22 protein-coding genes are annotated in these 21675 nt (G+C 48.5%); 18 read left to right on the forward strand and 4 right to left on the reverse strand.

Going from position 1 to position 21675, the window contains the following annotated elements; translation table 11 throughout:
* Window positions 1–193: 193 nt before the first annotated feature.
* The 13 genes from ffh (at window position 194) to JWG88_RS08700 (ending at window position 10163) form a co-directional block, all read left to right on the forward strand.
* On the forward strand, window positions 194–1546 hold the full coding sequence (gene ffh, locus JWG88_RS08640) for a signal recognition particle protein (protein WP_205233335.1): 1353 nt from the start codon (window positions 194–196) through the stop codon (window positions 1544–1546).
* Between the two features lie 62 nt (window positions 1547–1608).
* Entirely contained in the window at window positions 1609–1857 is a 249-nt protein-coding gene (gene rpsP / locus JWG88_RS08645) for a 30S ribosomal protein S16 (protein WP_205233336.1), read from the forward strand.
* Window positions 1858–1864: 7 nt separating this feature from the next.
* Window positions 1865–2095 carry a KH domain-containing protein gene (locus JWG88_RS08650; RefSeq protein WP_205233337.1) on the forward strand — a complete coding sequence of 77 codons (231 nt, stop codon included), beginning with the start codon at window positions 1865–1867 and terminating at the stop codon, window positions 2093–2095.
* A 13-nt stretch (window positions 2096–2108) separates the two neighbouring features.
* Window positions 2109–2660: a ribosome maturation factor RimM gene (gene rimM / locus JWG88_RS08655; RefSeq protein WP_205233338.1), complete on the forward strand. Its 552-nt coding sequence runs from the start codon at window positions 2109–2111 to the stop codon at window positions 2658–2660.
* Entirely contained in the window at window positions 2657–3421 is a 765-nt protein-coding gene (trmD, locus tag JWG88_RS08660; RefSeq protein WP_205233339.1) for a tRNA (guanosine(37)-N1)-methyltransferase TrmD, read from the forward strand. The genes rimM and trmD overlap by 4 nt, the downstream gene beginning before the upstream one ends.
* Window positions 3421–4002 (forward strand): RNA methyltransferase, encoded by a 582-nt coding sequence (locus tag JWG88_RS08665; protein WP_205233340.1) that lies wholly within the window; start codon window positions 3421–3423, stop codon window positions 4000–4002. The genes trmD and JWG88_RS08665 overlap by 1 nt, the downstream gene beginning before the upstream one ends.
* A 42-nt stretch (window positions 4003–4044) precedes the next feature.
* On the forward strand, window positions 4045–4395 hold the full coding sequence (gene rplS, locus JWG88_RS08670; RefSeq protein ID WP_205233341.1) for a 50S ribosomal protein L19: 351 nt from the start codon (window positions 4045–4047) through the stop codon (window positions 4393–4395).
* A gap of 64 nt (window positions 4396–4459) precedes the next feature.
* Entirely contained in the window at window positions 4460–5113 is a 654-nt protein-coding gene (rnhB, locus tag JWG88_RS08675) for a ribonuclease HII (RefSeq protein WP_337833114.1), read from the forward strand.
* Window positions 5103–5480 (forward strand): YraN family protein, encoded by a 378-nt coding sequence (locus JWG88_RS08680; RefSeq protein ID WP_205233342.1) that lies wholly within the window; start codon window positions 5103–5105, stop codon window positions 5478–5480. Before rnhB ends, JWG88_RS08680 begins: the two co-directional genes overlap by 11 nt.
* Before the next feature lie 494 nt (window positions 5481–5974).
* On the forward strand, window positions 5975–6988 hold the full coding sequence (gene pdxA / locus JWG88_RS08685; RefSeq protein ID WP_240194357.1) for a 4-hydroxythreonine-4-phosphate dehydrogenase PdxA: 1014 nt from the start codon (window positions 5975–5977) through the stop codon (window positions 6986–6988).
* Window positions 6989–7011: 23 nt separating this feature from the next.
* The gene (gene tmk, locus JWG88_RS08690; RefSeq protein ID WP_240194358.1) at window positions 7012–7641 is read left to right on the forward strand and encodes a dTMP kinase; all 630 of its coding nucleotides are present in this window, start codon (window positions 7012–7014) and stop codon (window positions 7639–7641) included.
* A gap of 4 nt (window positions 7642–7645) precedes the next feature.
* Window positions 7646–9364, forward strand: a complete 1719-nt coding sequence (locus JWG88_RS08695; RefSeq protein WP_205233343.1) for a tetratricopeptide repeat protein — start codon at window positions 7646–7648, stop codon at window positions 9362–9364.
* Window positions 9351–10163: a DUF4292 domain-containing protein gene (locus JWG88_RS08700; RefSeq protein WP_205233344.1), complete on the forward strand. Its 813-nt coding sequence runs from the start codon at window positions 9351–9353 to the stop codon at window positions 10161–10163. Before JWG88_RS08695 ends, JWG88_RS08700 begins: the two co-directional genes overlap by 14 nt.
* Before the next feature lie 147 nt (window positions 10164–10310).
* On the opposite strand, the gene JWG88_RS08705 is transcribed toward JWG88_RS08700, so the two are convergent.
* Entirely contained in the window at window positions 10311–11483 is a 1173-nt protein-coding gene (locus JWG88_RS08705; protein WP_205233345.1) for an AMIN domain-containing protein, read from the reverse strand.
* Window positions 11484–11698: 215 nt separating this feature from the next.
* Here JWG88_RS08705 and JWG88_RS08710 point away from each other — a divergent pair, with 215 nt between their 5' ends.
* The 5 genes from JWG88_RS08710 to JWG88_RS08730 all read left to right on the forward strand — a co-directional run bounded on the left by JWG88_RS08710 (window position 11699) and on the right by JWG88_RS08730 (window position 18938).
* A complete protein-coding gene (locus JWG88_RS08710) occupies window positions 11699–14224 on the forward strand; it encodes a TIGR03960 family B12-binding radical SAM protein (RefSeq protein ID WP_205233346.1) in 2526 nt (841 codons plus the stop codon).
* 405 nt (window positions 14225–14629) lie between these two features.
* Window positions 14630–15973, forward strand: coding sequence for a TrpB-like pyridoxal phosphate-dependent enzyme (locus tag JWG88_RS08715; RefSeq protein ID WP_205233347.1), 1344 nt, complete (start codon window positions 14630–14632; stop codon window positions 15971–15973).
* A 36-nt stretch (window positions 15974–16009) separates the two neighbouring features.
* Window positions 16010–17260 (forward strand): D-alanyl-D-alanine carboxypeptidase/D-alanyl-D-alanine-endopeptidase, encoded by a 1251-nt coding sequence (locus JWG88_RS08720; RefSeq protein ID WP_205233348.1) that lies wholly within the window; start codon window positions 16010–16012, stop codon window positions 17258–17260.
* A 139-nt stretch (window positions 17261–17399) separates the two neighbouring features.
* Window positions 17400–17723, forward strand: coding sequence for a c-type cytochrome (locus JWG88_RS21645; protein WP_205233349.1), 324 nt, complete (start codon window positions 17400–17402; stop codon window positions 17721–17723).
* Between the two features lie 324 nt (window positions 17724–18047).
* Complete coding sequence (locus JWG88_RS08730) at window positions 18048–18938, forward strand: HDOD domain-containing protein (protein ID WP_205233350.1); 891 nt, start codon at window positions 18048–18050, stop codon at window positions 18936–18938.
* 133 nt (window positions 18939–19071) lie between these two features.
* On the opposite strand, the gene JWG88_RS08735 is transcribed toward JWG88_RS08730, so the two are convergent.
* The 3 genes from JWG88_RS08735 to rfbB are packed head-to-tail and all read right to left on the reverse strand — an operon-like array spanning window position 19072 to window position 21483.
* Window positions 19072–19812, reverse strand: a complete 741-nt coding sequence (locus JWG88_RS08735; RefSeq protein ID WP_205233351.1) for a creatininase family protein — start codon at window positions 19810–19812, stop codon at window positions 19072–19074.
* Window positions 19813–19843: 31 nt separating this feature from the next.
* Window positions 19844–20389: a dTDP-4-dehydrorhamnose 3,5-epimerase gene (gene rfbC / locus JWG88_RS08740; protein WP_205233352.1), complete on the reverse strand. Its 546-nt coding sequence runs from the start codon at window positions 20387–20389 to the stop codon at window positions 19844–19846.
* A gap of 2 nt (window positions 20390–20391) precedes the next feature.
* Window positions 20392–21483 (reverse strand): dTDP-glucose 4,6-dehydratase, encoded by a 1092-nt coding sequence (rfbB, locus tag JWG88_RS08745; RefSeq protein ID WP_205233353.1) that lies wholly within the window; start codon window positions 21481–21483, stop codon window positions 20392–20394.
* Window positions 21484–21675 lie beyond the last annotated feature (192 nt).

Raw genomic sequence — 21675 nt, forward strand, 5'->3', positions numbered from 1 at the left:
TATTGGTATTTATTTGTCTAAACGGAGCTGGAATCTTTCCGGATAAGAGCCTCTAGACTGACCCAGCTGAGCTGGATAAGAACCTTTAGACAGATTATTTTTTTGCAAAAACACAAGAAAACAATCTGTAAGGTACTAAAAATTACAGGCAATTTAAAAAGAGAAGAGCAACGAACAGAGAGACAAATACATTATGTTTGAAAATCTGACAGACAGGCTGGAGGGAGTTTTTAAGAAACTCCGCGGCCACGGCATACTTTCGGAAGAAAACATCGACGAGGCAATGCGTGAAGTTCGCATGGCCCTCCTTGAAGCGGATGTTAACTTCACAGTTGCCAAAGAATTCGTTGCCTCCGTGACTGAAAAGGCCATAGGCCGAGAGGTTTCGCAGAAACTTTCTCCGGGCCAGCAGGTCATTAAAATAGTGCATGAGGAGCTTGTCGAGCTGCTGGGCGGCTCAACCGAGCAAATCAGACTGGACGGCAGGCAGCCGGTCATCATCATGATGGCGGGCCTGCAGGGCTCCGGCAAGACAACCACCTCAGGCAAGCTAGCCGGACTGCTGCGGGATAAAGGCCGCAAGCCCTACCTGGTCCCGGCTGACGTTTATCGTCCGGCGGCCATTGAACAGCTTCAGGTGCTCGGCGAGAGGCTTGGCATTCCCGTTCACCCCTCTACAACTGATCTGAAACCGACGGTTATCTGCAATCAGGCCGTCATTGAAGCTAAGAATCAGGGCTACGATACTCTGATCATCGATACCGCCGGCCGCCTGCATGTCGATGAAAGGATGATGACGGAATTGAAGGAAGTTCAGGCGGCTGTCGAGCCTTCTGAAGTCCTGTTCGTTGCCGACTCCATGACCGGCCAGGATGCGGTTACGGTTGCCGATAAATTCAACCGCGACCTGGAGATCACCGGCGTAATCCTCACCAAAATGGAAGGTGATGCCAGAGGCGGTGCGGCCCTCTCCATTAAAAACGTCACCGGCAAGCCAATAAAGTTCGTGGGCACCGGCGAAGCACTTGACGCCATTGAAATTTTTCATCCCGACCGGGTTGCCTCGCGTATCCTGGGTATGGGTGACGTGCTCACGCTTATCGAGAAAGCCGAGGCAGTTGTCGATAAAGAACAAGCCGACAAGCTTGCCAAAAAGCTGCAGAAGAGCCAGTTTTCCCTGGAAGATTTCCTCGATCAAATTCAGCAGATCAAGAAAATGGGCTCTCTTGAGCAGATCATGGGAATGATCCCGGGCATCAACAAGCTGAAACAGATCAAGGATGCACCGAAACCGGACGAAAAGGAACTTGGTAAAACCGAGGCCATTATTCGTTCCATGACTCTCAAGGAACGTCGTGATCACCGTATAATCAACGCCAGCAGACGACAGCGAATAGCCGCCGGCTCGGGCACAAGCGTCACCGATGTCAACAGGGTGCTGAAAAGCTACACGGCGATGTTGAAAATGATGAAGAAAATGCGTGGCAAACCGGGTTTTGCATCGGGAAAAAAACGCAGAAAGTTGCCCAAGGGCATAAGAAGATAAATTATTTAATGACGAAGAACTCAGATATTTACCACTTACTATAACCGGAGGATTAACCTGGTATGGCAGTTCGCATTCGATTAACCAGACTTGGCAGAAAGAAAAAACCTTTCTATCGTATTATCGTCGCCGACAGTGAAAATAAACGTGACGGTAAGTTCCTTGACATCCTGGGAACATATGATCCACTGCAGAATCCTGCTGCGGTGCAGATCGATAATGACAAATTACAAGATTGGCTCGGCAGAGGCGCATTGCCGACAACCACGGTAAAGAGCCTGATCAAGAAGCAAGCCGTTGTCGGCGAATAGGTAGAGTATGCAGGATTTAGTGGTATACATAGCCAAAGCGCTTGTTGACAATCCCGATGAGGTGAAGACAACCGTGAGCGAAGAGGAAGACAGCATCACTATCGGACTCAGCGTCGCTCAAGAAGATCTTGGTAAAGTCATCGGCAAGCAGGGCAGAACCGCTCGGGCCATGCGCACTTTGCTCGCGGCTGCAGCTGATAAGGAAAACAAGAAAACACGCCTTGATATTCTTGAGTAGTGGGTGAGTTTCCATGGCTGATGAGTTTAGCTTTGCCGAAGATGAATATCTTCTTGTAGGAAAGGTCACCAAACCGCACGGACTGCATGGTGAGGTAAAAATATTCCCCTTTTCGGAAGATGCTCAAACGCTTTTGCAGTATCCCAAAATAGTGCTGGTGGACCGAACAGGTCGGCTGTCTCCTGTTCTTCGTGTGGAAAAGGCACGGGTACAGGGCAAGACGGTGGTTGTCAAGCTCGACACCGTCAACGACAGAAACGAGGCGGAAGCCCTTCAAGGCAAGGGAATTCTGGTATTCAAAGAAGATCTTCCGGCGGCTGGAGAGGATGAGTTTTACTGGTATCAACTGTATGATCTGCCGGTATTTACCGATGCCGGAGAAAGACTTGGCGTGATAACGTCAATCTTTTCGAATGGCGCACAGGATATTATGGTGGTAGAGGATGATGATAATGAATATCTGATTCCGATACTCGACACCATCATCAAGGAGCAAACCGAAGAAGGTGTCGTTATATCACCGCCTCCCGGGCTTCTTGAAATCAATAGCGGCAGCAGTGCATGATTTTTGACATATTGACGATTTTTCCCGATTTTTTTCAGTCTCCGCTTGAGGAGAGCATTCTGAGAAGGGCCAGGGACAAAGGTAGTATAGAAGTACATATTACCAATATTCGCGATTTTGCCTTCGACAAACATGCCATGACCGACGATAGACCCTTCGGCGGCGGCGAGGGCATGGTGATGAAGGCGGAGCCTCTTGCCGCTGCATTGCAAAGTATCGAAAAGGTTATTGATACACCTCGGGTGATTCTACTCAGCCCTCAGGGCAGAGCATTCACTCAGGAGGTAGCAGGGGAACTCGCGGCCGAGCCGCAGCTGATTATGATCTGCGGCAGATATGAAGGAGTTGATGAACGTTTCCGGCAGCACTACGTCAGTGATGAAATCTCAATTGGAGACTATATACTCACCGGAGGCGAACTTGCCGCTCTGATAGTCATTGACGCGGTCACCCGACTGCTTCCCGGGGTACTTGGCTGTGCGGCATCCGCTGAAAAGGATACCTTCAGCAGAAACCTGCTGAAACATCCGCAGTACACGCGGCCTCGAGAATTTGAAGGTTTAGCGGTACCGGAGGATTTGCTGTCTGGAGATCATCAGCGCATCGAGGAGTATCGTTTTATTGCGTCAATACGGCAGACACTGGCAAAACGGCCGGAGCTTCTTGCACGTGAGACTTTTTCGAAAAGTGAAATTAAACTCCTGAAAAAAAATGAGCTCTATGCTCCAATAGAAGAAATACGGAAAGGTCGGATAAGTTGATGCAGGAACAAAAAGAAAGGGGTGTTGATATAGCCCTGGTGCATCATCCGGTTCTTGGCAAGAAAGGTGAAATTATCGGATCGGCGGTAACCAATCTCGACCTTCACGATATAGCACGGATAGCAAGGACCTATGGGGTGGATGAGTATTATATTGTCACCCCTTATGCGGATCAGCAGGAACTTGTAAAGGAAATACTCGAACACTGGCAGAAAGGTCATGGCTCGACCTACAATCCTGCCAGAAAAGAGGCTTTCAGTCTGGTTAGGCTGGCACATTCACTTGAAGAAGTCATTGAGGGCATCGCCCGCAAACGGCAGCTCAAACCGATGCTGGTGACCACCAGTGCAGGTACTCAGGAAAAATGTATTTCCTACACTGAGTCACGCAAGCGCATTGACAACGGCGAGCCCACATTGCTAGTATTTGGAACCGCCCATGGCCTTGCTCCCGAGGTGAGTGCGAAAGCGGACTACACTCTGCCCGCGATCGCAGGCAGGACGGGATATAATCATTTGCCCGTCCGATCGGCTGTTGCCATCATCTGCGACAGACTGTTGAGTGATGAGAACGACAAATAAACGGAACCACAACCAATAAAGTTTAACTAAAAAAAAGACGTTATGAGTGCAATCATCGATAAAATTGAATTAGAGCAGATGCGCCAGGACCATCCGGATTTCCGTCCTGGAGATACCATCAAGGTGTACATCCGCATCATTGAGGGCAGCAAGGAACGTGTGCAGATCTTTCAGGGAGTCGTAATCAAGCGCAAGCGCGGCACAATGAATGCCTCCTATACCGTCAGGAAAATTTCCCACGGTGTCGGCGTCGAGAAAACATTCGCCCTGCATAATCCTCGAATTGAAAAAATTGAGGTTGTCTCCCGAGGACGTGTACGCAGATCCAGACTCTTTTATCTGCGCGCCAGACGGGGCAAAGCCGCACGTATCCGCGAGCGCTCTACCCGCTAAAGAAGATCTGCTCTTCAGGGGACTCGCAGGTGCAACAGTAGAGTTTCCTGAAGGGATTTCCCAAGTGAAAGGGTCTTCGCTGCTCAATATCTTGCCGTCCGAGGATGACAATTTTCGGCTTGAAAGAAGTTTGCGCACTCAGGGCTTTACCTGTATTGCCGGCACCGACGAGGTCGGACGTGGTCCTCTGGCAGGACCTGTGGTGGCTGCATGTGTTACTCTGCCGCCGTACTGTGATGCATCGCCTTTTCTTGACTCCAAGGAAACCAGTCATGCGCAGCGCCTTAAGCTGGGCAGTCTGCTTCAGGAAAATGGTGCAACTATCGGCATCGGCATAGTTTCCCACAGGCAAATTGACACCATCAACATCCTGCAGGCATCCCTGCTTGCCATGAAACTTGCTGTTTTTCATCATTCCACCGTAGGAGCCACGCCGGATTTTATTCTGGTAGATGGAAGATTTGAATTACCGCTGAGCGTCCCTCAGCTTGCCTTGATAAAAGGTGAAAGCAAGAGTGGCTCGATAGCAGCTGCCTCCATTGTCGCCAAATTACAGCGGGATCGCATCATGACCTCTCTTGACGAAAAATATCCTCATTACAATTTCAGACAGAACAAGGGATACGCTACCCTCCATCACCGGCAGGCAATCGCCGGATACGGTCCCTGCCCCGTACACCGTTTGACGTTTAAAGGAGTACGGGAATTTGTCATATAACGGTATCTCTCTCGGTAAGGCCGGTGAGAAATCGGCTGCGCATTTTCTGCGTAAAAAGGGATATACCATAATCCAGACAAATTATCGCACCAGATACGCCGAGATCGATATTATTGCCGATCACCGCAACACCTTGGTTTTCATCGAGGTTAAAACCCGAAAAACCAATTTTCTCGAAACACCGCTTGCGGCTGTTACAGTAAATAAACAGAGACATATCAGCATGGCTGCCCAGCTGTATCTCGGCAGTAAGAATCTTTTTGACAAAGATGCCCGTTTTGACGTCATCGCCGTTTATCTCGGTGGTGGTACAACCCCGCGGATAGAGCATATTGAAAACGCTTTTGAGCTCAACTTCGGTTTTTGAGATGGCATCGTCAAGAAATCGATCTTCAGCTCTGCAGCCTCAATGACTTTGTAGCGTCTTATCAGCGTTGATAATCTCGTAAAAAGTCATCGAAGTTCCGGGATGGACTCTGGAAAAAGCTTGATATACTAGGCGTAGTATCTGAAACAGCGATTTGGCAGTACATGTGGTATGGCAAATCGCCGTTTCAGATCTACAACGACGTAGATCGGGCTTTTTACGAGTCCATCAGCGTTGATAAACTCATAAAAACCTAGATTTTCGGATGGCTAAGTAAAAAACTTCATATGCTAGGCGCGCAAAATTTCTATTATTTCGGCGTACTAGGGTACGTCGTAAGGATAGAAATTTTGCAGCAACGACACAGATAAGCGAAGACTTCGGATGAAAAATTTTTACGACGCCATCAGCGTTGCATATCGATCTTTTTTTTATCCGATTAACCGGGAACTTTGCGCTGATTTCTATGATTCTCAGCAAATGGGAGAAATCACATGTCACTGATTGGTATAACGATGGGCTGCCCCGTCGGAATCGGGCCCGAAATTATTCTTCGATACTTCCAGGCCACCGGTAATCCCCGCAATAATAGAACCGTCGTGATCGGTGACCTTGAGGTTCTGCGCTATAATGCCTCTCATTTCGGCATACCCATCGAGTGTGTTCCGTGGCAGCCCGGCGAAGCATTACCTGATAGCGGCATTCCCGTTTACAGCGTTACCAGCCTTTCACCGGACATGCTCAACTGGGGCCGGCCCAGCAAAGAGACCGGACTGGCCATGGCCGGATATATAGAGACAGCCGTTGAGTTGGCCAGGCAGGGAGCCATTGACGGAATAACCACCTGCCCTATTTCCAAAATAGCCCTGCAACGCGCCGGCTACTCCTACCCTGGCCACACCGAGATGCTGGCAGATCTCACCGGAGAGCACCATTTTACCATGATGATGGCCGGCACCTCATTGCGGGTTACTCTGGTTACAATTCACTGCAGTGTACAGCAAATAGCCGCACGATTGAGCATTGAGACAATTCTGCAGCGCATCCGCATCACGCACACATCCCTGATTACCGACTTTGCGATCCCCAAACCTAAAATTGCGGTAGCCGGTCTCAACCCTCACGCCGGCGAAGAGGGCATGTTCGGCGTTGAGGAATCGGAAATTATTTTGCCTGCCATCGAACAGGCCAGGGCGGCAAACATGAATGTCGATGGTCCCTACCCTCCCGACACGGTCTTCGTCAAGGCCGCGGCAAAAGAGTTTGACGCAGTCGTCTGCATGTATCATGACCAGGGACTCATTCCCTTTAAGCTCCTGCATTTCGACGACGGCGTCAATGTGACCATAGGTCTGGCTCTGGTGCGCACTTCCGTGGATCACGGCACCGCCTATGATATTGCCGGCAAAGGGGTGGCAAAGGCCGACAGCCTTGCCGCGGCAGTGAAAATGGCTGCAGAAATCGTGGAAAACAGAAAGAAAATGTGCAATTATACCTTATCATCATGATGTAGACTTGGAAATGACAGACAATGGACCAGAATGAGAACAGCGAGATGAAGCGCGGCAGCCTCATCGTTTTTGAAGGAATCGACGGCACCGGTAAATCCACGCAGTTAGAGCTGCTGGCAGTACACCTGAGAGCGAGCGGGTACGATGTTGTTACCACAAAAGAGCCGACGGAAGGTGAATTCGGCCAGCGGATCCGCAAACTCTATCTCAACCGGGATGAGGTAACCAGGGAGGAAGAGCTTGATCTTTTTCTGTGCGATCGCCGTGATCATGTGGAACACCTGATACGACCCTCCCTTGCAGAGGGTAAAATCATCCTCTGCGACCGCTATTATCTCTCCACCATGGCCTATCAGGGTGCAGCCGGCATGAATATAGATGAAATTGCCAGAAAAAACAATTTTGCTCCTGAGCCCGATCTGGCTCTCATTTTTCAACTGAACCCGAGACAATCCATTGAGAGAATTACCAGCAACCGAGGAGACCGGCTCAACGATTTTGAACAGGAAGATTCTCTTAAAAAGGTTGAAAGAATTTTTAATTCACTCAGTTATCCTTATATTTGTTATATTGATGCCGATCAAACCATAGAGGATGTTCATCATGCCGTCACGGCTGCGGTATACACTATCTTGAACAGGCCAGAATAAATATATGAACATGTCCCGCTTCATTCTTTGTATATCGCTTTTAGTCATTGCTCTGCTTTCCAGCGGATGCGCCAACGGCAAACAGCAGGAGCCCGTTGCTCCTGAAATTCCATGGCAGGAAAGCACGGACTCCTCCTGTTCCTACTTCTACTTCCTCTGGGGGAGCAATGCCGAATACGATGAGAGGTATGATGAAGCGTTGGAGGCCTATGAAAAAGCCTCGATCTGCGATCCCGATGCGGACTATATTGCCGAAAAGATTCCGGTACTGCTGATCCAGCTGGGCCGACTTGAGGAAGCAGCCGCCTGGCTTGAAAAATATATTGCCGGCAGACCTGATAAAACGGTGCAAAGGTTTATACTGGCTCGTCTCAGGATTCTTGAAGGAAAAGAAGATGAAGCCATACAGATTTATCGAGAGGCGCTCGAGGTCGAGCCGGACAATGCCAATATCCAACTCCGCCTCGGACTCTTACACGGTAAAAAAGGTGAATTCGAAGTAGCTGAAAATATCTTTAAGGCCATTCTGGAAAAAGACAGGAATTCATATTTCGCCCTTCTCTATCTGGCGCGACTCTATACTGAAAACAACGAACTCGATAAAGCGGAGCAGCGGTACCTTGAGGCTCTGCAGCTGAACTGGTCAAAAGAGCTTTCCTACGAAATCGCCGACTTTTATAATCTTCGCAAACAATTCGACAAGGCCCGGCAGGTGTACGAAGATGTTCTGAAAAAAGACGAAAGGGATGAAGGCGCTGCGCTTGGAATGGTGCAGACCTATCTTTTTCTCGAAGAAGCTGAAGCGGCGCTTGAAGAACTCACCAGATTACGACAATTCAGCAACAACCCGGATAAAATAGACCTTGTCAGAAGCCAGATTCTCATCAATCTTGGTGAAAATGAAGCGGCCAAGAAAATTCTTACTTTTCTGGTGAAGGAGAAGGCGCTGTCCCAGGCGAATTACCTTCTTGGCGTCATACTCTATGATGAATCGGACTTTGAAGAAGCGATCAAGGTTTTACAGAGGGTTGAACCAGGCGCACCCGAATACCGCGACAGCATAATGCTCCAGGTGAGAATCCTGGAAGAATCGGATAAGTCAGAGCAGTCGATCAAACTCCTTCAGAATGCTCTGGAAGATGAGCAAACCAGGCTGCCCTCCTTTTATTCATGGCTTGCCTCGATCTACCAGCAGCATGATAATATGGAAAAGGCGCTTGAAACGCTGGCTGAGGGAATAGTTGTTTATGAAAATGATGAATCGCTTCTGTATGAATATGGTATCCTGCAGGAGAAAACCGGTAATCATGAATTGGCCATGCAGTTGATGGAAAAGATACTTGTCCTCAATCACAATCATGCCGATGCCCTGAACTTTATCGGTTACAGCTGGGCCGATGACAATATTAACCTGCAGAAAGCCTATGAGTATATCGGCAGAGCCCTTGAGCTTAAGCCGGACAGCGGCTATATACTCGACAGCATGGGCTGGGTATACTATCGCCTTGGAGCTTTTGACAAGGCCGAAACGGAGTTGCTCAAGGCTGCTGAACTTGAACCGGAAGATCCCTATATATATGAGCATCTGGGCGACACCTACAGAGCACTGAACGACAAAGAGAAGGCATTGCATTATTACAGGAAATCCCTGGAATATCTGACAGATGATCAAAAAAGCACAACCATTCAAAATAAAATCAATACACTCGATGATCACTCATAACCACCTCACCCTCTCGATGATTTTCCTCCTTCTCGTTATCAGCGGCTGTGCTCCGAAACAGTGGCAGGATCCCCTTGGTGAAAAAGAAGAAAAAGCAAGCCGTGAACTGCTTCTTGCGGAACTGCAGAGACAGGAGCAGAATTGCACCTGCTGCATCGATGCGGAAATCTCCGCCACGTGGGACTCCAAAATCTACGATGGAGGGTTAAACGGCTATCTGCAGATCTTCCTGCCGTCCTCCTTCAAATTAGTGGCTATCAATCCTCTGGGACAGCCACTCTTTGCCCTGACCACCGACGGTAAAAAATTTCAGACCATTAACGCCGTCGAGGGAGTATTTAAACATGGCAGGGTTTCAAGCTTTGTTGACAGACATTCCATTCCCAAAAATGTTTTTCATTCCGAGTGGGGCAAATGGCTGACGGGAAAAATATTCTTTGAGGAAGAGCAGCTTACGGAACTCCGTCGTGATGCTGCGGCACGAGGGATCTGGCTTACTGTGGAGAAACCTGATGATTCAATTTTTTCCAAGGAATACCTTCTCTTTGATCCCCTGGACAGGCTGCTCCTGGAAAGAGTTGTCTACGACAAAAAAAACCGCGAGGCAGCACGGGTAATCTATAATGAATGGATCCAGGAAAACGGTTGCCCCCTGCCGACATCCATTGAAGTGGTGGGAACATCCTTTGGTACAAACATACAGATTGAACTCAAGGATATCCTGGTCGACAAGATGTTTTCCGAGGAGACTTTCTCCCTCAAGCTTCCGCCTGGATATCTACGACAATATTATCCCTGATGGACTCCCGAGCAGCACCGTACGGGCATAAACTCCGACTTCGAGAAAGCTCGATCCAGGTCTTTGCGGACTGAAACGGATCTGAGCCATTTCGGCAACTTCAATTTTGTACGAGATCATTGTCCCTGACCATGTCTGTTGCACTTCCTATTTCTCACCAAGATTACTGATAATAATCACGAAAAGATTGTCTTCCTTGAAAAAGACCTGCTTCAGGTCATAGTTGTAACTGTCCGCGAGTTCAAGAACAACCCGGACCTTATCCGGATCCCGATGAGTTGAGATTTTGACCTTTCTTATATATTCCCCTTTTGTTTCGATAACGGGATCGATTCCGATAGCAAGAACGGCGTCGAGAAAATCACAGACAACGAGAAGATTATTCTCTTCGGTTGAAAAAACGATAGGCGGATAAAAACCGTTTAATTTGAAGAGCACCATTTCCTGGTCATTTGTGCTGCGTTCGAAAGTGACATCGTGAAGAGCGGCAAAACGCTTACTTTCAGCTTCCACCGTTGAGGTGTCTTCTTCCTCCGCTGTGCCATCTGCCTCGGCGTTATCTTTAAAAGCATCAGTTCCTTTTTCAAAAGAGCCCTCCGGCTCATCTTCTATTTGTTGTAGGCTTTCGGTGGAAGTCTGCTTATCGCTGCCTTCCTCCGTTGCGGTATCTTCTTCCTCCGCTGAGCCATCAGCCTCGGCGTTATCCTCAAAAGCATCAATTCCTTTTTCAAAAGAGCCCTCCGGCTCATCTTCTGATTGTTGTACGCTTTCGGTGGAAGCCTGCTTATCGCTGTCAACAGGGGCAGGCGGCGGTGAAGAAGTGGAAATCTCATTTTTTTCATCTTTCTCCACCGGCGCTGCAGTGACTGGTTCAGCGGGAGCCTGCGGTTCTTCAGGCTGCTTGGCTTTCTTTAAGATCCTGATGATCAGCTTGTTCTCCTCTTCTCTGAAATCTCGAACGACACTGAACACACTGCTTTCTTTAAGATCGATGACGATCCGGGTTTTGACCACCGGCGTATGATGGAGTCCGACACGAACTCTTTTTATCAAATCACCCCCTGCGGCAATAACCCGTCTATTACCTGCGGGATATCCAGTATTTAAAAAGTCACAGACTACGCGAGGATTGTCTCCATTAAGCTCAAAAACCCGGGGGACAATCCTGCTGCTCAATTTCACCTGTATAGTCTCAATATCATTTTCTTCCAGAAAGTGAATGGATTCAATCATTGCCTCACCATTTTTTTCTGCTGAAATCGCCGATATTGTCCAAAGCAGGACCAGTATCATGAAAAAAAATGATAATATATTTTTCATTATAACTTCTCTTTTTCTGTGATTTTTTAAATACATGTCCTTAAATTTAGATCTGATAGGTAATTGAATACTGTATCCCTGCTTGAAAAGTCAACTGATTTCCGTTAAATCAAAGCGGCTGTTCTTTCTTCAAGAACAGTTCATCTAGTATAGAGATTAATTCCAGCATCACCGGGTTAAAAGATACCCTTTCCATAAATGATCTACCGGATATAATGAGCCAATCTATTTTACCCTATGTTTCCAAGCCCGGGCGCTACCTGGGAGAAGAGTTCAACTCCATAAAAAAGCAATGGCGGCAGGCGGATGTCCACTTTGCCCTGATCTTTCCCGATCTCTATGAAATAGGAATGTCCCACTTTGGTTTGCAGATACTCTACCATCTCCTCAATCGTGAGGAAAAGGTGGTGGCAGAGCGATGCTTCTGCCCGGACCTGGATGCCGAAAAGGTGATGGAGGAGAAGGGATTGTCTCTCCTTTCTCTGGAGTCGGCGACACCGCTTTCCTCCTTTGACGTCCTCGGCATCACTCTCCCTTACGAGCTTTGCTACACCAATATTCTCACCATCCTCAAGCTCAGCGCCATCCCTTTTTACAGCCGGGATCGCGATGAATCCCATCCACTTATCCTCGGAGGCGGTTCCTGTTCGATGAATCCTGAACCTGTTGCGGATTTTTTCGATGCGATTCTGCTGGGAGATGGAGAAGAGGCCATCATCGAAATTGCGGGGGTGATCAGGGATGGGAAGAAAACAAATATAAAGCGAAGCGCCCTGCTCGGCAAACTAGCTGAAATTAAGGGAGTATATATTCCAGCTCATTTCCAACCGGAATATGACAAAGACCACCTGATTACCAAAATAGGCGAAGCAGCAGCTCATGCCGGCAGCGTGGAAAGAAGAATCGTCGCCGATCTCGATGATGTCTCCCACCTGTGCAACCCTCTGGTTCCCAATGCGAAAATTGTTCACGATCGGCTCGGTGTGGAAATCGCTCGAGGCTGCACCAGGGGCTGCCGGTTCTGTCAGGCAGGAATGATCTACAGACCAGTCAGGGAAAGAACGGTTGAGCAGATTATGAAGCTCGCTGAAAAAGGAATAGAGCGTTCCGGTTTCGAAGAACTCGCCCTCCTCTCTCTTTCAACCGGCGACTATTCCTGCATCGACGACCTGCTTCCGGAACTGATGGATAAATTTGCTGAACGCTATGTCTCCGTATCCATGCCCTCCATGCGGGTGGGCACCCTTTCCCAGCCTGTCATGGATCAGATAAAGAGGGTGAGAAAAACAGGTTTTACCGTTGCCCCCGAGGCGGGCAGCGAACGATTGCGGCAAGTAATAAATAAAGGCATCACCGAGGATGACCTTCTGAAAACCTGCAAAGATGCCTGCAGTATGGGCTGGAAAGGCATAAAGCTGTATTTTATGATCGGCCTGCCTACTGAAACGCTCGAGGATGTCGAGGCCATTGCCGCCCTTGCCCGAAAAACCAAAGAGGCGACCAGCTCCGCCGGAAACCGGCGAATGCAGGTGACCACCAGCGTCGGCACATTTGTCCCCAAACCCCATACTCCCTTTCAATGGGAAAGACAGCTGTCTCTGGAAGAGAGTCGGGAAAGAATTTATCATCTGAAGAGGATTATGCCCTCAAAGGGTTCCAAATTGAAATGGCACAATCCCGAGATGAGTTTCCTTGAAGGTGTCTTTTCCCGCGGTGACCGACGACTGGCGCAGTTGATCGAGACCGCCTGGTCCAAGGGTGCCCGTCTGGACGGCTGGACGGAGCATTTCGATCTGGTAATCTGGCAGCAGGCCGCTCAGGGGTGCGATATAGACTTAACCGGTTATCTGCGGGCCAGGAACCATGATGAAATACTCCCCTGGCATCACCTCTCCAGTGGCATTGATCCGCAGTTTTTAAAAGATGAGCTGGAAAAGGCCCACAGCGGAGACTATACCCCGGATTGCCGCTACCATGGCTGCCGGAATTGCGGCTTATGTGATTTTGATGAAATCAAACCCATTGTTCACAAACGAAGACAGCAGCCCGAAAAGCCATCACGACAACCCGAAAAAGTTCAAATCCCGCAGGAAGCCGATGCCCATTTTAAATATATGGTGAGCTATTCCCGCAGAGGTAATATAAGTTATCTCGGACATCTGGAGATCCTTCAGTTACTTTTCAGGACATTACGCCGTGCCCGGATCCGCACCAATTTCTCCAAAGGATTCAACCCCTCACCGAAAATTTCCTTTGGCGGAGCGCTTCCCGTGGGGATGCAAAGCGAGGCGGAGTTTTTCATCATGGATTTGCCAAAACCCCTGAAGAATACTGCCGACACTGCTGCTCAACTGAATTCGTGCCTTCCGGAAGGCCTTCAGGTGCATGATATCAGACTTCATTCCGGCAAGATACCACAGAGCGTCGTTACCTCCTACACTGTGACCCTGCCCCGGGAATTAACCCATGATGAAATTATGGCGAAGGATACCTTCCTGGATTCAGAACATTTCCTTATAAAGCGTAAAAGAAAAGGTCTGGAAAAGGAGATAGACATTCGTCCGCTTGTAGAAGATATAGCCACGGTCAATGAAAAGACCCTGCGGTTCCGGATAAAATCCACTGCTGGAACTCCGGGCATCAAGGTCCAGGAGGCTCTTGCACACATTCTTTCCTGGCGGCAGGAGGAACTTATTGAAATCAGGATTGTCAAAGCATCCTGGTCGGATTTGAATGAATAAACGGCGGTAACATTACCTTGTCACCAGTGGTGATCTGATACGGAAATAACCACTACTTCGTCCCTGTTTTTTTCATTTACCTGATTCCCCTTAATCCTCAGCTCAAGGTCGGGACTACTCTTTTCACGGGTCTCTGCAGCCCGGACGGCTGCAGCGAAGCCCCCATGGACGGGTTTATGGCGTCCCGATGAAAAGAGCAGTCCCGGCCTGGGCCGGAAAATGCTGAGTTTTAAGGGTAATCAGATTCATTTATTTATCAAAATGTTGCCCGACAGACACCATCATGGTAGAAAGATATTTCAGTTCGATTGGAGCCAATAAAGCAAAAAATACTGTAAAACTGCTGGTTTTTAACTGTTTACTGAATAGTTACAAAATATTAACTGCTCTTAAAGAGGATTCCCGATGAATAAAAAGATAGTACTTCGTGATGATGAGATGCCCACGCAGTGGTATAACGTGGTGCCTGACATTCCCAATGGACTGCAGCCTCCCCTTGATCCGGAAACCAAGGAGCCCATGGGTCCCGAAAAACTCTCAGCCATTTTTCCCATGGGACTTCTGGAGCAGGAAATGTCTACAGCCAGATTTATCGATATTCCCGAGGAAGTATCGGACATACTCAAGATCTGGCGCCCGGCTCCACTGGTAAGGGCCTATAATCTGGAACAGGCCCTGGGAACGAGATCAAAAATCTATTTTAAAAACGAAAGCGTCTCTCCGGTGGGATCGCATAAACCCAACAGTGCTGTCGCTCAGGCATATTACAACATGAAAGAAGGGGTGAAGCGCCTCACCACCGAAACCGGCGCCGGCCAGTGGGGTTGCGCCCTATCCTTTGCAACCAGCAAATTCGGACTGGACTGCAAGGTCTATATGGTCCGGGTTTCATTCGACCAGAAACCCTATCGAAAATCAATGATGCACACCTATGGAGCGGAAATTGTCCCCAGCCCCAGCGAGCAGACCAACACAGGTAGAAGAATACTCAAGGAATATCCAGACACCCCGGGCTCTCTGGGAATAGCCATTTCAGAGGCACTGGAAGATGCCGCCACTCGTGATGACACCAAATATGCCCTCGGCTCGGTGTTGAACCATGTTGTTCTCCATCAGTCGATCATAGGCCTGGAGACCAAGAAACAACTGGAAATAGCAGGAGATTATCCAGATGTGATTATCGGCTGCTGCGGCGGCGGTTCAAACTTCGCCGGACTGATGGTGCCCTTTGTTCCCGATTATCTTGAGGGCAAAAAAATCCGTTTTGTCGGGGTCGAACCTGCCTCCTGTCCTTCGCTTACCATGGGAAAACTGGCCTACGATTTTGGTGATGTTGCCGGAACCACTCCGCTCCTCTACATGTATACCCTGGGACACGACTTCATTCCCCCGGGAATTCATGCCGGTGGACTGCGTTATCATGGGATGGCGCCGATTGTTTCCGCTCTTGTGAGGGAGAAAATGATCGAGCCCATCAAGGTTCACCAATTGGAGTGTTTCGAGGCCGGCGTATTGTTTGCCAAAACGGAAGGAATAATCCCCGCCCCCGAAACCTGTCATGCCATTCGCGGCGCAATAATCGAAGCAACGCGCGACCTCAAGGAAGAAAAGACTATTCTCTTTAACTTTTCGGGGCATGGATTGATCGATATGGGTTCATACGACAAATACTTCTCCGGAGAACTGCAGAATTATGACTACCCGGAAGAGCAGATTCTCAAATCCATGGCAAACCTGCCCAGGATCTGATTTTCCGCCCCCGCACCCTCCCCGGAGTCGCCGGTTATGCTGAAAGTGCACAACCAACCATCATTGGCAAAGAGGACCGGTCTGGTCCTCTTTTGCCTGCTCTGCAGTGTAATCTTATCCGCGATGCCTTTAGATGCCGTCGAGATTGAAGGTTTCGGTTCCCTTATCGCCAATGGAGGATATGCGCTGCAGTTAGCAGATGAGGTTGTCCTCTCCGGCAATTCCGATACCTCCTATATTCCGGCATCCACCATCAAAGTGCTGACATCGCTTATGGCGCTGGAGATCCTCGGTCCGGAGTATCGTTTTGTCACCCGCTTTTTTATTGATCCCGACAAGATGCTCTATATCCAAGGGGAAGGTGATCCCTTTCTTACCTCGGAAATGGTAACCCGGATGGCGGTGCAATTAAAAAATTCGGGTATTACCGAAGTCGAAACAATCGTGCTTGACGATAGCGCCTTCACTCTGGAAACTCCTCCTCCGGGATCCACCGGAACCAGCAATCCCTATGACGCCCACAACAGCGCCCTGGCTGTTAATTTTAACGCTCTTCCCTTTAAAGTAACCGCAGATAGCAGGGTGCTTGCCGCCGAAAAGCAGACACCTCTTCTGCCGATGATGGAAGATCTGGGCCGAAATTATCCGGCAGGAAATTATCGGGTCAACGTCAGCGGTTTTCCCTCAGGGAAAAATCACTCCAACATCCTGCGCTATTCAGGAGAACTGATTACAACGCTGTTCACCTTGCAGGGAATAAAGATAAACAACGGGTTCAAAAAAGGCACAACTCCACGGGAGGCTCGGTCAATCCTGGTCTATGAATCAGAAAAAGATGTTGCCGAACTGGTTCGTCTCTGCCTCTTTTTTTCCAATAATTTTATTGCCAATCAACTCTATCTCAGCTGCGGCGCACGGATTCACGGATTTCCGGCTACCTGGGAAAAGGCAGGCAGAGCCGCCCGGGAATATATAACTCTGCAGCTTCAGCTGCAACCGGAGGAAATTCATATGGAAGACGGTTCCGGACTTTCCACTGATAACAGGATCTCACCGGCTGCGATGCTAACCGTCTTAAACAGGTTCATGCCATATGCGACCCTTATGAAAAGACAGGAAGACACTTATCTCAAATCGGGAACACTGACCGGAGTCTATTGTTATGTGGGCTATTTCGGGACGGTCGGCAATTTCTCTCCTTTCGTTTTCTTCCTCAACCAGATGCACAACAACAGGGAATTACTTCTCCACCTTCTGAGAAAAGAATATTTGGACACTTTTTTTTGACCAGCGCCGCAGTACTGCGGACAGCCGACCGGGACATCTCTTCTTAGATATTATCTGTTTGAAAAATGATTTTTCCGTGGTATTTTGAATATTTCAAGCGTTTGCATATCTTTTTTTAGCTTTACCACAGGAGATTTCAGTGTCACCAATTCGCATAGTATTCAGTTTGCCGCCAACCCTGCTGTTACTTTCATCTTTCCTCGTACTGGGTGGGTGCAGTGCTCCGGAAGGTAATATTACCGACGGCAAAAGGTGGTATAGCATGCATAATTGCCATGCCTGCCACGGCCAAAACGGAAATGACGGAAGAGCGCCCAATATTGCCGGCCTCGATATGAGCTATCGCGCATTTCTAAGCCGGCTCAGAGAGACGGAGACGGCAGTTATGCCACGGTACCCTAAAGAAAAAATCAATGATCAGGACGCTGCCGATATTCTCGTTTATCTGAAAAGTCTTGACTGATCAGTGGCATCATTCTTCTTTTCTCACCCTGCCGGCGCCATTAATCCAATGGCAGCCTATATCGCTTCTCGACTCCTATAGCATGCCTTGTAATTAGCAGACTGCGGTACTGGCTGTTATGCATCGTCAACCGCACAATTGCCCTTGCAAAAGCGCAATCAAATGCCTATAAGGCAGAGATACGATTCAGTAGTTGAGCAATCCCTTTGTTTTCTCTGCCGTAATAGGGTACATTAGTACCTTCTTGTTTTTTTCTGGAAAGGGGTCAGCCAGGGGATTTGAATTCTCCGACCCGTCTGCATCGCTATCAACCTATCTACATATATGACAGAATCACATTACTCACGCATAGAAAAGAATATCGACACATTTCCTTCGCTTCCCTCTACGGTCGCTGAAGTAATGAACGTGGTGAACAATCCCGAGAGTTCGGCCAAAGAACTGACCCAGGCCATACTCCCCGATCAGTCAATGTGTGTTGCCATACTCAAAATTGCCAACTCCGCCCTGTACGGCAGACCGAAAAAGGTAAGCTCCCTGGAGACGGCTATAACCGTTCTTGGCTTCGATGAAATCGAGAATATCGTCCTGAGCAAATCGGTTCTCAATGCATTTGGTGCGGTGTTCCAGAGAAATGATACAATTATAAGCGATTTCTGGGATCACTCTTTTACTTGCGCCCTGGCGGGAAAGATTATCGCCGAACATTTCTCCATTACCGCTCCCGGACGCTTTTTCATCGGCGGCCTGATCCATGATATCGGTAAGCTCGCCATGCTCCTGACTTTTCCGGAGGAATATTCTGCAGAGAAATGGTTAAGCGGCTTTTCATCGGCGGAAAAACTGGAAGAGGAACAACGGCTGTTTGGCATCACCCACCAGGAAGTTGGAGGCAGACTCCTGGAAAAATGGAATTTTCCCGAGCAACTGGTCAATGCGCTGCAATATCATCACCGTCCTGATGATTCTCAGCAAAATCTGGGGTTCCCGATTATTGTTCAGCTGGCCGATGTGCTTTCCTATATTTGCTGCACCAGGGAAAAAGAAGAAGTAATCAACATTGAGATGAGCATCAGAGAACTTATTCCAGGGATCGAGACAACCTGGAACAACCATAAGCTCTCCTGGGAGAGTCTACGGCTGGAAATGTGGTATAACTGGGTAGTTATCGAACGAAAGCACGGCAGTTCGATATTGGCTATCCTTGCCTATTAACTTTGAGTTCTGATTACCCTTATCCTCATACTGAGTTTTCGGGGTAATCAGACTTCGAGTCTATTTCTGTGTATGGTCAGGTTTTATCAAAATACTTTCCGATGCATCGGAAGCAATATTGAGCTACTCTGAATTATTCCACAACCGGTATTTCTCGTATTTTCTCGATTTTCTCAACCAATGTATCAACAGCAAGTCCCATGATCAGTCTGCCCTTCTCCGGAGATGCCAGCCAAGACGCGGCGCCCATTCTGCCATCAGGAAAAACTTTACGCATCTCCTCTGCTGTCAACGGCCAATAATATTGCTTATCTTTAAATTGTTTTTCCTCGACCTCTTTCTCGGCAAAAGCATCAGGACGAAGGAGCATAGTCAGAGAAATTTCCGACGGCGTGGCATGACTGCCGTCCCGGCCATCGAAGAGTTCCTGCACCAGGTCGATCTCCTTGAGTCCCTCATACCAGGCAAAAAGAGCGAAATGGCCGGCTGTGCCTCTCATTTTGATCTCCTGAAATGCGGTTTCGATTGCGTTTTTATTGCCGCCATGACCATTGATAAAAAATATTCTGGAAAAGCCGTGGTGAACAAAAGAAAGACAGACGTCGACTATAACCTGGATGAAAGTGGTTGGAGCAAGGGTGGCGCTTCCCTTAAAATTCATATGATGTGGCGATACTCCATAGTTAATGGTGGGTGCGACAAGCAGATCCATTTTCTTGCCGACCTCCCTGGCCACCCCTTCAGCGGCAATGAAATCGGTGCCGATGAGACCGTATTCACTATGCTGCTCGACTGAGCCAACCGGTATCAGAATGGTGTTTTTCTCTTTGAGATACGTTTCCACTTCCTTAAAAGAAAGATTTTCCAGCAGCATGTAATCTCCTCCATGTGTGAACGGTCAGGCACTACCTGTATACCTGCGCATCCCTGAGCAGTTTTCCCGCACCATCCTTTGCCGAGAGGACAGGCTCTTCCACCAGGGGCCAATCTATTGCGATATCAGGATCATTCCAGATGATACAGCACTCATGCTGCGGTGCATAATATTCGGTGGTCTTATAAAGAAACTCTGCCACCTCACTGAGGACAACGAAACCATGTCCAAACCCCGGGGGAATCCACAGTGATTTTTTGTTCTCGGCGCTCAAATACTCACCAACCCATTTGCCGAAGGTGGGAGACTGTTTGCGCAGATCAACCGCCACATCGAATACCTCTCCGACCACGGTGCGAACGAGCTTCCCCTGAGCCTGTTCAATCTGATAATGGAGACCGCGCAGCACGCCATGCAATGAACGGGAGTGATTGCTTTGCACGAATTCACCTTCGAGTCCCGTCTCCTCCTGCCATTGCCGCTTATTGAAGCTTTCGTAGAAGAAGCCACGTTCATCGCCGAAAACCTTGGGTTCGACCAGGAGAACTTCCGCTATTGCCGTGGGTGTAACTTTCATAATCATTTACCTATTTTTTGTCTGTTACCGTACATTTCCTGATAATACTCTCTGTAGGAACCGTCAACAACACCTTCGACCCACTGCTGATGATCGAGATACCAGTCTATTGTCATTCTGATTCCCTTCTCGAAGCTGATCCTCGGCTGCCAGCCGATCTGTTCTGCAATCTTTCTGGCATCAATGGCATAACGCCGATCATGTCCAAGACGGTCGGTCACATAGGTGATCAGTGATCGTCTGGCCGCCTTGGACGGTAGAAGGCCCAGCTTCTCGTCGAGCGTATCGCAGATAATCTCCACCACATCGATATTCTTTTTTTCATTGTTGCCGCCGATGTTATAGCAATTGCCGATTTTACCGTTTTCTATTACCGCGGCGATTGCCTCACAATGATCCTCAACGTAGAGCCAGTCCCGAATATTCTTGCCGTCTCCGTAGACCGGCAGCTCCCTGCCGTGCAGACCGTTGTGCAAAACCAGGGGAATCAGCTTCTCGGGAAATTGATAAGGACCATAGTTGTTGGAACAGTTGGTGATCATCACGGGCAGGCCATAGGTGTGATAGTAGGCATTAACCAGATGATCCGAGGATGCTTTTGAGGCGGAGTAAGGCGATCTGGGATCATAAGCGGTTGTCTCGGTAAAGAGACCGGTTTCTCCCAGCGATCCGTAAACTTCATCGGTGCTCACATGCAGAAAAAGCGGGTTGCCATCCGCTGAATTTCTCTCCACCCAGCTCTTCCGGGCGTTTTCCAGCAGGGTGAAAGTCCCAATAATATTTGTAGTTATAAAGTCAGCCGGTCCGGTGATGGATCGATCCACATGAGATTCCGCGGCAAAATGGACCACTGTGTTTATTTTTTCTTCAGTAAATATCTCTGCTATCCGCTCACTGTCGCAGATATCCCCCCTGATAAACCGATAGTTTTCCCCCTCCTCAATGCCAGCAAGGTTCTGCAGGTTGCCTGCATAGGTTAATTTATCCAGATTGATGATGCGCCACTGTGGATACCGGTGATTGAGAAGTCTGATAAAATTAGCACCAATGAAACCACAGCCGCCGGTCACCAGGACTATTCTTTTAATTTTCATAAATATTCTCGGTTTTATGTTTGCATTCTGTATGAAAGAGCCCTATTGTGGCCTTTTGTATTTAGCTGATTAATACGATGTGTCGTAAATATTCTGCTTCTTTTTTCTCAAGGGCATTTTAAGTCTCCGCTTATCCCCATCGGATCATACTCTCAAGAGAATTTTTCCTTCAAAGCACTGCACTTTATAATA

Origin of the sequence: Desulfopila inferna (assembly GCF_016919005.1) — a bacterium.
GTDB lineage: Bacteria > Desulfobacterota > Desulfobulbia > Desulfobulbales > Desulfocapsaceae > Desulfopila_A > Desulfopila_A inferna.

What these genes read in the sequence shown, in the direction of transcription:
- JWG88_RS08695 (WP_205233343.1), top strand. Translation starts at nt 7,646, where the DNA reads ATGAACATGTCCCGCTTCATTCTTTGTATATCGCTTTTAGTCATTGCT.
- JWG88_RS08735 (WP_205233351.1), bottom strand. Translation starts at nt 19,812, where the DNA reads ATGCTGCTGGAAAATCTTTCTTTTAAGGAAGTGGAAACGTATCTCAAA.
- pdxA (WP_240194357.1), top strand. Translation starts at nt 5,975, where the DNA reads ATGTCACTGATTGGTATAACGATGGGCTGCCCCGTCGGAATCGGGCCC.
- JWG88_RS08650 (WP_205233337.1), top strand. Translation starts at nt 1,865, where the DNA reads ATGCAGGATTTAGTGGTATACATAGCCAAAGCGCTTGTTGACAATCCC.
- JWG88_RS08705 (WP_205233345.1), bottom strand. Translation starts at nt 11,483, where the DNA reads ATGAAAAATATATTATCATTTTTTTTCATGATACTGGTCCTGCTTTGG.
- JWG88_RS08710 (WP_205233346.1), top strand. Translation starts at nt 11,699, where the DNA reads ATGAGCCAATCTATTTTACCCTATGTTTCCAAGCCCGGGCGCTACCTG.
- JWG88_RS08730 (WP_205233350.1), top strand. Translation starts at nt 18,048, where the DNA reads ATGACAGAATCACATTACTCACGCATAGAAAAGAATATCGACACATTT.
- rpsP (WP_205233336.1), top strand. Translation starts at nt 1,609, where the DNA reads ATGGCAGTTCGCATTCGATTAACCAGACTTGGCAGAAAGAAAAAACCT.
- JWG88_RS08715 (WP_205233347.1), top strand. Translation starts at nt 14,630, where the DNA reads ATGAATAAAAAGATAGTACTTCGTGATGATGAGATGCCCACGCAGTGG.
- ffh (WP_205233335.1), top strand. Translation starts at nt 194, where the DNA reads ATGTTTGAAAATCTGACAGACAGGCTGGAGGGAGTTTTTAAGAAACTC.
- rfbB (WP_205233353.1), bottom strand. Translation starts at nt 21,483, where the DNA reads ATGAAAATTAAAAGAATAGTCCTGGTGACCGGCGGCTGTGGTTTCATT.
- rplS (WP_205233341.1), top strand. Translation starts at nt 4,045, where the DNA reads ATGAGTGCAATCATCGATAAAATTGAATTAGAGCAGATGCGCCAGGAC.
- tmk (WP_240194358.1), top strand. Translation starts at nt 7,012, where the DNA reads ATGGACCAGAATGAGAACAGCGAGATGAAGCGCGGCAGCCTCATCGTT.
- rimM (WP_205233338.1), top strand. Translation starts at nt 2,109, where the DNA reads ATGGCTGATGAGTTTAGCTTTGCCGAAGATGAATATCTTCTTGTAGGA.
- JWG88_RS08700 (WP_205233344.1), top strand. Translation starts at nt 9,351, where the DNA reads ATGATCACTCATAACCACCTCACCCTCTCGATGATTTTCCTCCTTCTC.
- JWG88_RS08665 (WP_205233340.1), top strand. Translation starts at nt 3,421, where the DNA reads ATGCAGGAACAAAAAGAAAGGGGTGTTGATATAGCCCTGGTGCATCAT.
- trmD (WP_205233339.1), top strand. Translation starts at nt 2,657, where the DNA reads ATGATTTTTGACATATTGACGATTTTTCCCGATTTTTTTCAGTCTCCG.
- JWG88_RS08720 (WP_205233348.1), top strand. Translation starts at nt 16,010, where the DNA reads ATGCTGAAAGTGCACAACCAACCATCATTGGCAAAGAGGACCGGTCTG.
- rfbC (WP_205233352.1), bottom strand. Translation starts at nt 20,389, where the DNA reads ATGAAAGTTACACCCACGGCAATAGCGGAAGTTCTCCTGGTCGAACCC.